The sequence below is a fragment of the Prevotella sp. TCVGH genome, from assembly GCF_023522295.1.
Classification (GTDB): domain Bacteria; phylum Bacteroidota; class Bacteroidia; order Bacteroidales; family Bacteroidaceae; genus Prevotella; species Prevotella timonensis.
This window is the reverse complement of the sequence record NZ_QFFX01000063.1, coordinates 1-14706: the sequence shown is the minus strand read 5'-3', so window position 1 is coordinate 14706 and position 14706 is coordinate 1. Positions and strand designations below refer to the sequence as shown.

The window sequence follows — 14706 nt, the reverse complement described above, 5'->3', positions numbered from 1 at the left end:
CTTTCTTCCTTTACAGGCTTATGAAATTATGTGCATGAGAGGAGGGGTGCAACTGGGTTTTACGACTGACCCATTTTAGGGTATGACGCAAATTAAGACTCAGCCAGTGGCGGCGTGTGTTATGTAGGGTGCGGCGTTGCTGAATGTCGTGCCCGCTGTGGCGGTGGTCTGTAGTCTGCATGTGCTGTTAGTGCTGCTGTCAACTGATAGGCCTGCGACGGGAATTGACCAGCAAGTGAACGCAACCTACCGCAACGAACTTTTATTCAAAGGGAGGTTTGACAAGATGGTTTATCCTCGTGTTCTTCTATTTCTTAGTAGAAATGAGGTGCTGTGGTTGATGGTTATGTTACGCATTTGTCAGATTTAGTCCTGCGACATAGCCCATTGTCCATGCCGCTTGTAGGTTAAATCCCCCTGTGATGCCGTCGACATCGACCACTTCGCCAGCAAAAAACAGATTTGGACATGCCTTGCTCTCTAACGTAGTAAGGTTGATGCTCTTCAAACTGATACCGCCACAGGTAACAAACTCTTCTTTCCAAGTACCTTTTCCTGCTACGGTGTATGTGTCGTTAGTGAGAGTTTCGGTCAACTTATAGATACTTTTGCTTCCCAACTCATTCCACTTTTGCTGAACGGAGAATCCTGCTCGCCCAATCAAATAGTTCCACAAGCGTGCGGACAACATGTAAGGTCGGACGGAGTGCAGTTGCTTTTGTGCGTTTGCCATGGCAGTTTGTCGCAGTGTGTCTGCTACAATTTGAGTATTGGTGGTGTGAATCCAGTTGACTGAAACATCAAACTGATAGTTGCGATCGTTGAGTATTCGGGCGGCATAAGCCGACAATTTGAGCGTTGACGGTCCGCTCAATCCCCAATGCGTGATAAGCAGTGTGCCTTCACTTCGTAGTTTTGTGCCGGGAATGGATAGATAGACGGGGTCTACGCAGGTTCCCATTAGTTCTGTAAGACGTTGCTCTTTAATGCTGAATGTAAACAGTGAAGCACATGGCGGTTCTATTTTGTGTCCTATGTCCGACAGATATTGCAGTTGTTTCGCATGCGGTGTTCCTCCTACTGTGATAGCTACACGGTTAAAAACCAATAGCTCTTGCCGTGCGAAATACAACTTGATGTCTCCATTTTCCAGTGGAGTAATCTTCTTTACACAATGCTCTGTATAGATGTCCACACCCCATTGATGCGCCAATCCCACCAAGCAATCAATGACAGATTGTGATGTTTGTGATTGTGGAAACACGCATTGGTCAGCCTGTGTGGTGAGTTTAACCCCATTATCCTCAAACCATTGGTACGCATCTTGATAACCAAAGACCTTAAACAAGCGTTTCATGAGCTTGTCACCGCGTGGGTACACTTGCTTCAAGTCGGTTACTTGTGCGAACGAGTTTGTGATGTTGCAACGCCCACCACCAGTCACAGCCACTTTCGCCAACACCTTTTTCCCTTTCTCAAAGATGCAGACGTTGGCATTCGGCATTTGTCTTTTGGCGGTGATGGCAGCCATGAAACCAGCTGCCCCACCACCAATAACGGCAATACTGAGCATGTTTATTCGCGCTTATAGGTCGTCTTCAATGGCTGTACTCTTAGCGTATGCCGTACTTTTCGCCTCAAAGAAGTCGGTCTTTACCATGTTCGGGTCTGAATATTGCGCTACCCATTTCATGTCTTCGGGTTCTTTTTGATTGTCCTCATACAGATAATCAAAGCCCAAGCTGTGCCAACGCAGGTTGCCCAGATAATGAATGTAGTCTGTCACCATTTGCGCATTGAGTCCTTGAATGTCGTTTCCAATCACGTATTGTCCCCATGCAATCTCCTGACGAACGCCCTCTCGCATCATCTCTTCGTACACTTTCACCTTTTCGGGCGTAAACATTTCGGGCTCTTCTTTTTTCAATTCTTTGATAATGTTTCTGAACAACCACAGGTGAGTGTTCTCGTCACGGTTGATGTAGCGTATCTCTTGCGCCGACCCAGACATCTTTCCGTTGCGACTGAGATTGTAGAAAAACATAAAACCACTGTAAAAGTAGATGCCTTCCAAGATGAAATTGGCAATACAGGTCTTCATCAGCGCATACAAATCTTGCTTTTCATGAAACTCATTATAGCAGTTGCCGATGAAGGTGTTGCGCCTTAACAGATGCTCATCTGTCTTCCATTGATACAGAATGTCATTGCGTTGCTCGGGGCTGCATATCGTGTCGAGCATGTAACTGTAACTCTGACTGTGCACACACTCTTGAAAAGCCTGTATGTGTAGGCATAGGTTTACCTCGTTGGCTGTGATGTATTCGCACAGCGAAGGCAGGTTGTTGCTTTGCAGGGAATCGAGAAAAACCAAGAAACTCAATATCTTGTCGTAGGCTGTGCGCTCGGCTTTGTCCAGTCGTGGATAGTCTTTTGTGTCTTGGGTGAGGTTGATTTCTTCTGGAATCCAAAAGTTGTTCATGGCTTGCCTGTACCAGTCGCTTGCCCATTGGTATTTCATGTTGTTGAAATCATTGAGGTTGGTGGTGTTTCCCCCAATCATCCTTCTCAATCGTAGGTCTGTATCTCCGTTTGGATTGAATAGCGAATTGCGCTTTAATTGTGTCATGTTTTTTTAGTTTACGAGTTGATAGTTTACAAGTTTACAAGTTGATAGTCTGCTTTTTACCTCATCAACTTGCCATCACATCAATCTGTTTCTGCCTTATGAGGCGCAGCTTTCACACTCTTCTACCTCTAACGATTTGCTTCGGATATAGTAGATGGTTTTCACACCGCAGTGCCATGCCAAGGTGTACAGTCCCAACAGTTGCCGCATGGTATAATTATTGGTGATGTATAGGTTGACACTTTGTGCTTGGTCAATGTGTTTCTGTCTTATTCCCGCTGCTCTCATACTCCACGATTGGTCTATCAGGTATGCGCTTTTGTACACCCAATAGGTTTTATCCGATAAGCTTGGAGCAACTCGAGGCAACATGGCACCTTTCTTCTCTTCTAAGAAGAACCGTTTCATCACGGGGTCTACGCCTGCCGTGGTGGCTGCGATGATGCTGGTACTGCTGGTGGGTGCGATGGCTAAGAGGTAGGCGTTGCGCATGCCCTGCTGGCTTACTTTCTTGGCAAGTGCTTTCCATTGGGGCGATGTATATTGTCGCTTGGTGAAGTATTCGCCTGTTTGCCAGTCGCTACCCTCAAAGTATTTGTAGCTTCCCTTTTGCTTTGCAATGTCCGAACTGGCTTCAATGGCCAGACGATTGATGCGCTCAAACACTTTGTCTATGAACGACAGATGCTCTTCGCTTTCCCATTTGATGCCCCTTATGGCCAGTGCATGATGATAACCACTCACGCCCAAGCCGATGCTTCGATAGGTACGGTTGGTGATTTTTGCGAAAGGAAGAGGGTAAAAGTTCAGGTCTATCACGTTATCCAAGGCTCTTACCACACTTGACACCACCTCTCTCATCTCTGTTTCGTCTTCCAGTTTCAGGTGTCCCAACGACAAACTGGCAAGGTTGCACACCACGAAGTCGCCCGGTTTCACGGTTCTTACCACTACGGTGTCGCCCTCTTCGGTGCGTATCTCGTTTGATACTTCCTCTATCTGCGACATGTTTTGAGCTATTTCCGTGCAGAGGTTAGAGCAGTAAATGATGCCTTTGTGGTGGTTGGGGTTGGCCCTGTTCACCGTGTCTCTGTTAAAGGTGAAGGGAGTACCCGTCTCCACAGCCGATTTAAGGATAAGTCTGACTATCTCTTTTATAGACATAACTCTTCGCGAAATGTTGCTGTCATGCACGCAATCCCAATAGCGTTTCTCCCACTCCTCACCGTAGAAGTCCTCTAAACAATAGCCTTTAGTGGTCATCACCTCATTGGGACAGAACATATACCAGTCTTGGTTGAGGTTTTCTTCCGCCATTTTCCAAAACAAATCGGGGTAACAGATGGCGGGAAAAATGTCGTGTGCCTTCATCCTGTCATCGCCATTGTTGGTGCGAAGTTGTAGGAATTCGGGTAAATCCTTATGCCATACATCCAGATATACAGCCACCGCACCCTGTCTAACACCTAACTGGTCAACGGCAACGGCCGTGTCGTTTACTAATTTCATCCAGCGAATAACGCCACCTGCAGCACCCTTGAAGCCTCTTATCCTGCCGCCAGCAGCGCGCACCTTACCAAAGTAGAGTCCCATGCCACCGCCAAACTTGCTCACTTGCGCAAAGTTGTCTATGCTTCGGTAGATGCCTTCCAAACTGTCGGGAACGGTATCAATGAAACAACTTGACAGTTGGTGAAATGGTTTGCGCGCATTGGAAAGGGTGGGGGTTGCCATGGTTACTTGTAGCTTGCTCAGCATGTTGTAAAAGCGTTGCACCCACATCATGCGGTCTTGTGGTTCGTTCATCGCCAAATGCAAGGCTATTCCCAAGAACATTTCTTGCACACTCTCAATGGGACTGTTATCAAAATTACGAATTACATAGCGTTTGATGAGTAGTTCCAGTCCCGAGTAGTTGAGCAAGTGGTTGCGACTGGCATCCATAAATGTCGCCGCTTGTTCTATTTCGGCTTTGCTGTATTGTTGCAAGATATATGCGCCATAAAGATTTCTGTCAGTCAAGAACTTCATCTTGTCATACAGAGACATCAGTCCCTCACTGTCTTCAAAGCGTGCGATGCGTTTGTTGAGTTGGTAAGTGAGCAGTCGGGCTGCAATGAATTCCCATTCGGGAGCCTCTTGTGTGGTAAGCTCCACCGCTGCCTTGATAAGCGCATCCATGCGTTCGGTGGCGGTCATGCCCGCTTTGCTGAAGCTGGCATACTTGTCAATGAGCAGCAATATACTATATTCTTTGTCTGTAAAGTCTGCGGCAATGTGTTTCAATACCTCTGTGATATGCTCGTCTTGCAAATCCTCGGCGATGCGCCTATAGGTACGACGTATCTCGGTTCGCTGCCATCTGAACAGGATAAAACTCTTTGCTTCGGCGTAATAACCGTTTTTCATCAGCGCCTTTTCCACCTCATCCTGAATGCTCTCCACATTTTGCTTGATGTGGTTGGTACAAACGATATCTTCTACCGATTGTACCATTTTGTAGATGGTGGCGTCGTCTATCTCGTGTTTCGTACTGATAAAGCTCTTCTTGATGGCCGTGGCAATTTTCTCTTTGTCATATTGCTCGGTAGAGCCGTTACGCTTAGTAATATCCATTGGTTGTTATAATAATAAGTAAGAGTTGTGATGTTGTTTCTGCAAAGTTAATGAAATGCGTTGGAAGAAAAAATTATATCTTGTACTTTTTACAGACAAAAGAATAAGTTGAGTAACGCGAAGTGGTTTACTGATTGGTGCTTACCCTTAAAAGTAAAGTATAGTTAATAATTCTTTAATATGTTAATCGAATTCGTTTTATTTTACAAAAATAATTCTCAAAATAGAAAAAGAAGTTGCCCATTTAGGTGCAAAAATAAGGCTTTGTTCGCTTGTCTCTATCACTTAATCTTGTTATGTCAATGGGATAGGGCGGTTACTCCATTGAGTTTGTCCCACTATCTCCATGCTTTTGCGTGCTTATTTGCACCAAATAAGGGCAGTTTGGGCATGAAAGAGGCGATTTTTATAAGCAATTTTATGGGATGTGATTGCAATGTTGTTTCTAATGTATTGGTGGTCAAAAAGATAAGTAAACTTGTGCGTGCTTCTCGTATTTTAGCAGAAGAAGTTGTGTCAATGCTAAAATGCGCTGTATTTTTGTTAAAAACCTAATTTAATATTTTGCCAATTCTATCATTTTTTGTAATTTTGGAATAAATAAGAAACGATTGCACCCATGGATATAGAAAAAATGAAAGATATGATGGCGTGTCACGACGGACTGTCAAACACGCTTGGTATGGAGTTTGTGTCCACTCCCGAGCCAGATACTTGTATGGCGCGAATGAAAGTGACAGACAAAAACAAGCAAATATTTGGTTTCCTAAGTGGCGGTGCCACCTTGGCCTTGGCTGAAAATTTAGCTGGAGTAGGCAGTATGGCTATATGCCCCGACAACATTTGTGTAGGTATCAACGTCAGTGGCAACCATGTGCGAACGGTGATGGAAGGCGAAACGGTAACGGCATTTGGCAGACTGCAACATCAAGGAACAACGCTACACCAATGGCATATCGAGATAAAAAACGAGCAAGAAGAACTCATTTCAACTGTGCAAGTTATCAATTATGTGATGAACAAGTCTCAGAATGAATAGTTTTGCGTATTATAGGCTGCCCGATAAAAGGCATTTTATAAAACTTACCCAAAAGAATGGAGAGCCTGAGACTTACTTTTCATTAACAGATTTGAATGGAAAAGAAGGCTTTGTGCTTGCTCCTTTCAAGATAGACGAGGCGCATCCTGTCGTGTTGTTTCATCCTGAAACGAAAGAACGGGTGTGCGTGGGCGATTGTTTTGCAAGGCTGCGCAATGGCTGCGGAGCGACGGTCTTGGCTTCATCTTGTGATGACAGGGAACGGTATGGCGAGGCTTTCCGTTGTTTTCATCAACAGCTCAAAGACGGAAAGTTAGCGAAAATCGTGTTGGCTCGTTGTGAAGAAATACCGCATTCGGCACTGGTGGATGCGGAAACATTGTTTTTGGAGGCGTGCCGAACATATCCTCATCTTTGCATTATGTTGGTGTCAACGCCCCAGACTGGCACATGGCTCATGGCTACACCAGAGGTGTTGCTCGACGGTGATGGGGAGACGTGGCGCACCATGGCTTTGGCTGGCACGATGAAAGCGAGAGAATTGGCACCCGATGCTGACTGCTCTTCTGCCAGTACGCCATGCGTGAATGGCGATGGCATGAATGATTGGTCGGCTAAGAACAAGCAGGAGCAGCAGTTGGTTGCTACTTATATCCAACAATGTCTGTCGCCTTTCTCCGATCAACTTACCCAGCGAGGACCTTATACCGTTCAGGCAGGTGACTTGGTGCATCTGCGCAGTGATTTTATGTTTAGCCTTCACGATACCCAGTCCTTGGGCTCTCTACTTGAGGCTTTGCATCCTACACCTGCTGTGTGTGGGCTGCCAAAGACCAAGGCACAGCGGTTCATCCTTCAGCACGAGCATGACGACCGCTCTTATTATAGTGGATTCGCAGGCTTACTCGATCCAAATGGCGAGACTCATCTTTATGTTTCACTTCGATGTATGCAAATTTTAGAGAATAGTTATCGTCTCTATGCTGGCGGAGGACTGCTCCTTGATAGCGTAGAGCAACAGGAGTGGGAAGAGACTGAAGCGAAAATGGAAACGATGAAGAAAATAACAGCCTCTCCCCCGACCCCTCCCCAAAGCGAAGGGGAGTTGTAAGCTGATAACTTTGAACATTGAATATTGAGCTTTGGACTTTATGATTAGCAATGCTATCAACTCGTCTACTTGTCAACTATCAACTCATGAACTATCAGCTGTCAACTAAAAAACTATCAACTCGTGAACTCGTCAACTTGTAAACTTGTCAACTAAACACTTCCTCCATGCCCTATTCAGATAAAGAGAACGTAAACATACTCACCGCATTATTAGTGGCACACGGTGTAAAACACGCTGTGGTGTGTCCCGGTTCGCGCAATGCACCCATTGTACATAATCTCAACGTATGCCCCAACATCACATGCCACCCTGTGACAGACGAGCGGTCGGCTGGATTTTATGCCTTGGGTATGGCTCAAATCTTAAGGCATCCTGTTGCCGTTTGTGTCACCTCGGGTACGGCGTTGCTTAATCTTTTGCCAGCTACGGCAGAGGCTTATTATCAACATGTGCCTTTGGTGGTAATTTCGGGTGATAGACCTGCGATGTGGATTGACCAACAAGACGGACAAACCCTGCCGCAGTTGGATGCCTTAGGGCGTTTTGTCAGCAAGGCAGTCTCGTTACCCGAGCCTTCTACTGATGATGAACGGTGGTACTGTAATCGATTGGTAAACGAAGCATTGCTTTGTTGTCAGCGGCATGGTGGCAGTCCGGTACACTTGAATGTGCCCATTTCAGAACCCTTGTTTACGTTCAATGTACCAGCGTTACCAACCGAACGTGGTATCCGACAGATAGCGGCAACGACCGATGTGGCTCACTGTCAGCCGCTTTTGGCGGATGTCCAATCGGCTAAGCGCCCGATGATAGTCGTGGGACAGTTAAGTAACAAAGAGGCTCGGTGCATGGCTTTGCAATTATGCGAGTTGTCAACGGATGTGGTAGTTGTGTACGAATGTCTCGGAATGGCTTGTCATGAGGATGCGCCTCGCTATCCCAATTCACCAACCGAAGGGCTTTTTCCCCTACATATAGATAAGGTTTTGGCGCGCATGCAGCAGGTAGAACAATATCAACCTGATGTAGTGGTGTACCTTGGAGGAACGTTGGTGAGCAAGCGTTTGAAAGCTTTTCTGCGCCAATCTCCAGCTGCCAAGACTTGGATTGTCAATGAGCAAGGGGCGATATATGATACTTTTCAAAACTTGACAGGCGTGATTGAGGGTGCACCGAATGATGTCTTGGAGGTAATCTTGCGGCATGTCCGTGGGGAAAAAGAAAAACAAAGACAGCCTTTTGAGTCTGTTTTTCGTTCAAAGTGGGCAACGTTGATTCAACAAGTGCAGGCGCAGAATGAGCGTTTCCATCCTCCTTACTCTTCATTGCAGGCTGTAAAATTACTTTTTGAGACCGCAAGTAACAAGGGCAGATATATCCTCCATGCCGCCAACAGCATGTCTGTTAGGTTGGTTAACCACTTTGCCAGCGATTATGTTTTTTGCAATCGGGGTGTCAACGGCATTGACGGAAGTTTATCAACTGCAGCAGGTTGCTCGCTGGTGACAACTCAAAACGTGTATTGCGTCATCGGTGATTTGAGCTTCTTTTACGACCAAAACGCCCTGTGGCATAGCTTAGGGGGCAATTTCAGAGTGCTGTTGCTGAACAATGGGGGTGGGGTTATCTTCCAAAGTTTGCCAGGTTTGAAAGATAGTACGGCTCATCAGACATTGATTTCTGCCCAACATCATACATCGGCTTGTGGGATTTGCCAGCAAAACAACGTGGCTTACCTTTCGGCACACGATGAGGAAGAACTTGAAACTCACATGAATCACTTTGTGAACGACAACTTTGACCGCCCCGTAGTCTTTGAGGTGTTTACCTCGCAACAGCAAGATGAACAGGCAATGAACGAATACAAACAAGTTTAATTTGATATGGAAAAAAGACAATGGAAGTCTATTGACGGCTTCAACTTTAAGGAAATCCTCTTCGAGGAGTATAACAGAATTGCGAAGATAACAATCAATCGTGAGCGTTATCGCAACGCTTTTACGCCGCTCACCACATGGGAAATGTCGCAAGCCTTTGCCTATTGCCGAGAGTGTGCGGGCATTCGTGTGGTTATTCTCACAGGAGCGGGAGACAAAGCGTTCTGCTCTGGGGGCGACATGCACGTGAAGGGACGAGGCGGATATGTAGGAACAGATGGCGTGCCACGGCTCAACGTGCTGGACGTGCAGATGCAAATTCGGCGCTTACCCAAACCTGTGATTGCCATGGTGAATGGCTATGCTATCGGAGGAGGGCATGTGTTGCATGTCATGTGTGACCTGACGATTGCCAGTGAGAATGCCATCTTCGGCCAAACGGGACCAAAGGTTGGGTCTTTTGATGCAGGTTTCGGCGCTTCGTATTTAGCTCGAATGGTGGGACAGAAGCGTGCCAGGGAGATTTGGTTCATGTGCAAGCAGTACTCGGCACACGAGGCAGAGCGAATGGGCATGGTGAACAAGGTGGTGCCATTTGATGAATTGGAAGATGAATGCGTGTCATGGGCGGAGACAATGATGCAGCGTTCGCCCTTGGCGTTACGCATGATTAAGGCTGGACTGAATGCCGAGTTGGACGGACAGGCTGGTATTCAGGAGTTGGCTGGCGATGCTACCATGCTGTATTACACCATGGACGAGGCGCAAGAGGGTGGAAAAGCGTTCTTAGAGAAACGCAAACCCGACTTTGATAAATATCCGCAGTTTCCTTAATGCCACGCAAATGAAATATTGTTATTCTATCTGTCAGCGCACACTGCACTTCAAAAATCCTGCCACTACCTCACGGGGAGTGTACCAAACACGCACGAGTTACTATGTAACTCTTTGGCATGAAGACCGTCCTTCTGTCAAAGGGGTGGGCGAGTGTGCCACCTTGCCAGATTTAAGTTGTGAAGTTTGTCCTGATTATGAGCAAATATTAACCGAAGCGTGCAATGAGGTGGCGCACGAAGGGCGTATCAACTACGAGCGTTTGCGACCTTATCCGTCAATGCTCTTTGGCTTGGAAACGGCGTTGGCGCAAATAAATGCAAACGGAAGTGCTGCCTTGTTTGATACCCCTTTCGCACGAGGAGAAGAGGGAATCACCATCAACGGCTTGGTGTGGATGGGTACATTCGAGGAAATGGCGCATAGGATGCAGGAAAAATTGGAGCAGGGTTTTCGCTGTGTGAAGTTGAAAATAGGGGCTATCGACTTTGAGAAAGAATTGGAACTGGTACGCGGTATCCGTTCGCATTTCACCTCAGAGCAAGTTCAGTTGCGCCTTGATGCCAATGGAGGTTTCGCACCTGATGAGGCTCTCGCAAAGTTGGAACAGTTGGCTAAGTATGACATTCATTCGATAGAGCAACCCATCAAGCAGCATCAGTGGCAGCAAATGGCGCTCTTGTGCCGTGAGTCGCCCATTCCAATCGCACTCGATGAGGAACTCATTGGTGTGAACCAGCGACAAGAAAAAGAAGAGTTGCTCAACGCCATACGCCCACAATACATTATTTTGAAGCCTTCGTTGCATGGTGGCATGTATGGAACTGAAGAATGGATAACGTTAGCAAGACAACGAAGCATAGGTTCATGGCTCACCAGTGCCTTGGAAAGTAATGTGGGATTGAACGCCATTGCACAACTTGCCGCAAAGATTTATGGACCGCATGTCACCTTCCCGCAGGGCTTGGGAACAGGACTTTTGTTTACGGACAATATACCTATGCCGTTGGAAGTGAGAGGAGATCAGTTGTGGTTCATGCCTACAAAGACATTAAATGGAGGTAAGAAATGACTTATCAAGAATTTATCAGCGAATGGAATAATGACGCACAGACCATCCATGTGCAAACCAGCGGGTCGACAGGCGCACCGAAGAAGATGAATGTAAGGAAGGACAGAATGATTGAAAGTGCCAAGATGACCTGTGACTTCCTTGCATTACAGCCTGGTGATACCGCATTGTTGTGCATGAATCTCGACTATATTGGCGCCAAGATGATGGTGGTTCGTTCATTGGTCAGGCAACTTCATTTGGTACAGGTAGCCCCTTCTGGCCATCCATTGGCAACGGTTGACGTTCCAATTACCTTTGCCGCCATGGTTCCTCTGCAAGTATATAACTCGCTGCAAGTACCCGAAGAACGGGAAAAATTGCGCCAAATCAAACATCTTATCATTGGTGGAGGGGCCATTGACGATGTCTTGGCAGCCCAACTGCACGACTTCCCTCATGCGGTATGGAGTACTTACGGCATGACAGAAACCCTTTCACACATTGCCTTACGCAGACTGAACGGTCTCCAATCTTCCAGTTGGTACACGCCCTTGCAAGGAATAAAGGTAACAACGAATGCCGATGACTGCTTAGTTATTGATGCTCCGAAGCTTTGTGATACGCCGATTGTGACGAATGATATTGCAGAAATCCGATTGACAAGCACTTCTGAGGGTCAAAATGTCCTTGCTTTTCGCATCATTGGTCGACAAGATAATGTGATAAATACGGGTGGTGTGAAGGTTCATGCAGAGGAGTTGGAGAATCTGATGCGTAATTTCTTGACCTTTCCTTATATGATAACCAAGCGAAAGCATGCTAAATTTGGCGAAATTGTTGTACTATTTGTTCAAATGGAACTGTCTTATTCTCGACAACAAGCAGCTTCCCAAAGTCCTCAAGCTTTGTTGCGAGTCCTCCATAAAATATGTCATCGAACCCTTCCTCCTTACTGGGAACCACGTTTATACATTGCGGTAGATAAGATACCTATGACTGCCAATGGCAAACCCAATAGAGCCGAAGCGCTTCTTATGGCGGAGACGTTTAACTTTCCTGCAACCCATGTCTATGATTTAGATAAGGTTGAAGCGTAACCCTCGTAGTAAGGAGCTGGTCAATCGTTCATGGGTACAACTAATATCACATAATCTTTCTTTAACATTTTGTACTTCGTATAGTTCTTTATACTTTTGCATACTGTTGCTGTCTGATTCAATTCCTAATGGTTATCTTTGTCCTTATCAGTTGAAGCTTGTGTGATATGAGTGCGAAGTTAGAACAGATATACAGGGAAATAATATTTTTTATATGGTGTCAAAAATCCTTTTTGGTAAGAAAATAAGCTGGTTACTCACAATTTTTGTGTTATGGGTGGTCGTTTTCGTATTACAAAAGCCTTTCTTTCTGCTATTTACAGGTGAAGAGTTATCAAGTTTATTTGCAGTTCTTTGGCACGGTTTGCCGTTAGATTTATCTTTGGCGGGCTATATAACAGCAGTTCCTGGACTTCTCATATTGCTTAGTTCTTTGCCTTTCTATAAAGATCATACATCGTTCGTCAAACGAGTTGTTTCAAGCATCTATCGATGTTGGATGGCATTAGCAGCAGTCTTAGTTTCGCTGTCGTTTGTGGCTAATATTGCTTTGTATCCTTATTGGCAATTCCCACTGGATGCGACACCCCTGTTTTATATTGTTTCTTCTCCCAAAGATGCAATCGCCAGTGTTAGCTATTGGCAATTGCTACTCGGATTGACAGCAGTCATAGGGATTTCTTTTCTTATATACTCCCTGTTCAAAACCATAGGTCGTTGTTTCTCCACGACGCTATGTCAGCCTGTCTCTATCTTGCATTGGCTGCTTCTTCTCGTTTTCGTAGCAGCCTTGTTTCTACCTATACGAGGAGGATGGTCGGCGTCTACGATGAACACAGGCAAAGCTTATTTCTCGAATCATCAACGACTCAACCATGCCGCTGTTAATCCGTTATTCTCCTTTATGGAAAGTGTGACACATCAACAAGGTTTTTCTTCGATGTATCGCTTGATGGATGAGCAGAAAGCACATCAATTAGTATCGATGATGTTGTCCTCTAAAAGCGAGGCTGACTCAACAGTTTCCTCTTCTTTCCTAACCATACAACGCCCCGATATCTATTTGATAGTGCTGGAAAGCTTCTCAGATACCTTGATGAGTGTTGCCAACGCTACTCCCGGACTTAATCGTTTGAAAAAAGAAGGCGTATATTTCTCCAACTTTTACGCCAACAGTTTTCGTACAGATCGCGGTTTGTTGTCTATCTTGTACGGCTATCCAGCTCCAGCAACTGTAAGCTTAATGAAGTATCCCAAGAAGACTGCCGCCCTTACATCCATGCCACAACTCTTGAAAAAGGCAGGTTGGGATTTGCAATATTATTATGGTGGCGATGCCGATTTTACCAATATGCGTTCGTTTCTCATCAATCAAGGCTTCTTGCAGATTGTTGAGGATGTTGATTTTCCTGTGAGCCAACGTACAAGTAAATGGGGAGTACCAGACCATTTGTTGTTTCAAAGGGTGAAAAAAGACCTTCGGCAAACAAAGACTTCCACACCTATTTTGCGCGTTATTCAGACTTCCAGCTCGCATGAACCTTTTGATGTGCCATTTTATAGACTTAATGACAAGGTGCTGAATGCCTTTGCTTATACAGATAGTTGTGTGACTGATTTTCTTAAATGCTTAAGATCTTCTCCACAATGGAACCGTTCTTTGGTAATTCTGCTGCCCGATCACTTGGGTGCTTGGCCATTAGACATTGATAATTTTTCTTTTACACGCTACCATATTCCTATGATATGGACTGGTGGGGCAGTGTGCCAGCCACAGAAGGTTGACACATTTGCATCGCAACAAGACTTGGCTGCCACTCTGTTAGGCTCCTTGGGCATAGCTCATGAGGCGTTACCATTTAGTAAAGACATGTTTAATCCTGCAGCACCTCATTTTGCTTTCTTTATGATAAACGATGGGTTTGGACTCATGGATGCGCATCATGGGGTGACCTATGATTTTAAGCGACAACAAATCGTTCATGCTTTTGGAGATAAACAGCAACAATATGTGCAGGCAGGCAAAGCTTATACGCAAACAATTTTTAACGATATAGCTACAAGATAATGACAGACAGCTTACTTTTACTCATTCATACGTTGGTACACTGGGATACCTTGGCAACCATTTGGCTGAATGGAGGGCATACAGACTATTGGGATAACTTCATGGAAATTTGCACCGGGCGGTTCGTATGGATTCCGTTTTACGCTTCTTTGGTGTACCTGATGTATAAAAAGTTTGGTTGGAAAGACGCTTCGGTATTCTTTATACTTACTATTTTGCTGTTGGTTTTGAACGATCAAACCAGTTCTTCTGTTATTCGACAAGCTGTTTGCAGACTTCGTCCTGCCAACTTAGATAATCCTCTATGTTGCTTTCCAAATAATTGGAAAATATTTGTAATTTATTAACTGTTCATTATCATTCACTTAGCGTGAAGTT

At 45.4% G+C, this 14706-nt stretch carries 12 protein-coding genes; 9 read left to right on the top strand and 3 right to left on the bottom strand.

Going from position 1 to position 14706, the window contains the following annotated elements; translation table 11 throughout:
- Positions 1-349: 349 nt before the first annotated feature.
- The 3 genes from DEM91_RS10355 to DEM91_RS10345 all read right to left on the bottom strand — a co-directional run bounded on the left by DEM91_RS10355 (position 350) and on the right by DEM91_RS10345 (position 5245).
- Complete coding sequence (locus DEM91_RS10355) at positions 350-1573, bottom strand: NAD(P)/FAD-dependent oxidoreductase (protein ID WP_249858877.1); 1224 nt, start codon at positions 1571-1573, stop codon at positions 350-352.
- 12 nt (positions 1574-1585) lie between these two features.
- Complete coding sequence (locus DEM91_RS10350; RefSeq protein ID WP_004351072.1) at positions 1586-2629, bottom strand: ribonucleotide-diphosphate reductase subunit beta; 1044 nt, start codon at positions 2627-2629, stop codon at positions 1586-1588.
- Between the two features lie 96 nt (positions 2630-2725).
- Positions 2726-5245: a ribonucleoside-diphosphate reductase subunit alpha gene (locus tag DEM91_RS10345; protein ID WP_249858876.1), complete on the bottom strand. Its 2520-nt coding sequence runs from the start codon at positions 5243-5245 to the stop codon at positions 2726-2728.
- A 180-nt stretch (positions 5246-5425) separates the two neighbouring features.
- Between DEM91_RS10345 and DEM91_RS10340 the strand changes: the two genes are divergently transcribed.
- The 9 genes from DEM91_RS10340 (at position 5426) to DEM91_RS10300 (ending at position 14675) form a co-directional block, all read left to right on the top strand.
- Positions 5426-5800: a hypothetical protein gene (locus tag DEM91_RS10340; RefSeq protein WP_249858875.1), complete on the top strand. Its 375-nt coding sequence runs from the start codon at positions 5426-5428 to the stop codon at positions 5798-5800.
- A 64-nt stretch (positions 5801-5864) separates the two neighbouring features.
- Positions 5865-6284, top strand: a complete 420-nt coding sequence (locus tag DEM91_RS10335) for a PaaI family thioesterase (RefSeq protein ID WP_249858874.1) — start codon at positions 5865-5867, stop codon at positions 6282-6284.
- A complete protein-coding gene (locus DEM91_RS10330; RefSeq protein WP_249858873.1) occupies positions 6277-7395 on the top strand; it encodes an isochorismate synthase in 1119 nt (372 codons plus the stop codon). Before DEM91_RS10335 ends, DEM91_RS10330 begins: the two co-directional genes overlap by 8 nt.
- 167 nt (positions 7396-7562) lie before the next feature.
- A complete protein-coding gene (menD, locus tag DEM91_RS10325; RefSeq protein WP_249858872.1) occupies positions 7563-9275 on the top strand; it encodes a 2-succinyl-5-enolpyruvyl-6-hydroxy-3-cyclohexene-1-carboxylic-acid synthase in 1713 nt (570 codons plus the stop codon).
- A gap of 6 nt (positions 9276-9281) precedes the next feature.
- Positions 9282-10109: a 1,4-dihydroxy-2-naphthoyl-CoA synthase gene (gene menB / locus DEM91_RS10320; protein ID WP_004349392.1), complete on the top strand. Its 828-nt coding sequence runs from the start codon at positions 9282-9284 to the stop codon at positions 10107-10109.
- Positions 10110-10119: 10 nt separating this feature from the next.
- Positions 10120-11181 carry an o-succinylbenzoate synthase gene (locus DEM91_RS10315; protein ID WP_249858871.1) on the top strand — a complete coding sequence of 354 codons (1062 nt, stop codon included), beginning with the start codon at positions 10120-10122 and terminating at the stop codon, positions 11179-11181.
- The gene (locus DEM91_RS10310; RefSeq protein ID WP_249858870.1) at positions 11178-12260 is read left to right on the top strand and encodes an AMP-binding protein; all 1083 of its coding nucleotides are present in this window, start codon (positions 11178-11180) and stop codon (positions 12258-12260) included. Before DEM91_RS10315 ends, DEM91_RS10310 begins: the two co-directional genes overlap by 4 nt.
- A gap of 499 nt (positions 12261-12759) precedes the next feature.
- Positions 12760-14328 carry an LTA synthase family protein gene (locus DEM91_RS10305; protein ID WP_345945838.1) on the top strand — a complete coding sequence of 523 codons (1569 nt, stop codon included), beginning with the start codon at positions 12760-12762 and terminating at the stop codon, positions 14326-14328.
- Positions 14328-14675: a hypothetical protein gene (locus DEM91_RS10300; RefSeq protein WP_249858868.1), complete on the top strand. Its 348-nt coding sequence runs from the start codon at positions 14328-14330 to the stop codon at positions 14673-14675. Before DEM91_RS10305 ends, DEM91_RS10300 begins: the two co-directional genes overlap by 1 nt.
- Positions 14676-14706: the final 31 nt, after the last annotated feature.

Excerpts from the sequence above, each read along its gene's own strand:
- DEM91_RS10345 (WP_249858876.1), bottom strand. The coding sequence starts at position 5,245 with ATGGATATTACTAAGCGTAACGGCTCTACCGAGCAATATGACAAAGAG.
- DEM91_RS10315 (WP_249858871.1), top strand. The coding sequence starts at position 10,120 with ATGAAATATTGTTATTCTATCTGTCAGCGCACACTGCACTTCAAAAAT.
- DEM91_RS10310 (WP_249858870.1), top strand. The coding sequence starts at position 11,178 with ATGACTTATCAAGAATTTATCAGCGAATGGAATAATGACGCACAGACC.
- menD (WP_249858872.1), top strand. The coding sequence starts at position 7,563 with ATGCCCTATTCAGATAAAGAGAACGTAAACATACTCACCGCATTATTA.
- DEM91_RS10350 (WP_004351072.1), bottom strand. The coding sequence starts at position 2,629 with ATGACACAATTAAAGCGCAATTCGCTATTCAATCCAAACGGAGATACA.
- DEM91_RS10340 (WP_249858875.1), top strand. The coding sequence starts at position 5,426 with ATGTTAATCGAATTCGTTTTATTTTACAAAAATAATTCTCAAAATAGA.
- menB (WP_004349392.1), top strand. The coding sequence starts at position 9,282 with ATGGAAAAAAGACAATGGAAGTCTATTGACGGCTTCAACTTTAAGGAA.
- DEM91_RS10330 (WP_249858873.1), top strand. The coding sequence starts at position 6,277 with ATGAATAGTTTTGCGTATTATAGGCTGCCCGATAAAAGGCATTTTATA.
- DEM91_RS10300 (WP_249858868.1), top strand. The coding sequence starts at position 14,328 with ATGACAGACAGCTTACTTTTACTCATTCATACGTTGGTACACTGGGAT.
- DEM91_RS10355 (WP_249858877.1), bottom strand. The coding sequence starts at position 1,573 with ATGCTCAGTATTGCCGTTATTGGTGGTGGGGCAGCTGGTTTCATGGCT.
- DEM91_RS10335 (WP_249858874.1), top strand. The coding sequence starts at position 5,865 with ATGGATATAGAAAAAATGAAAGATATGATGGCGTGTCACGACGGACTG.
- DEM91_RS10305 (WP_345945838.1), top strand. The coding sequence starts at position 12,760 with ATGGCATTAGCAGCAGTCTTAGTTTCGCTGTCGTTTGTGGCTAATATT.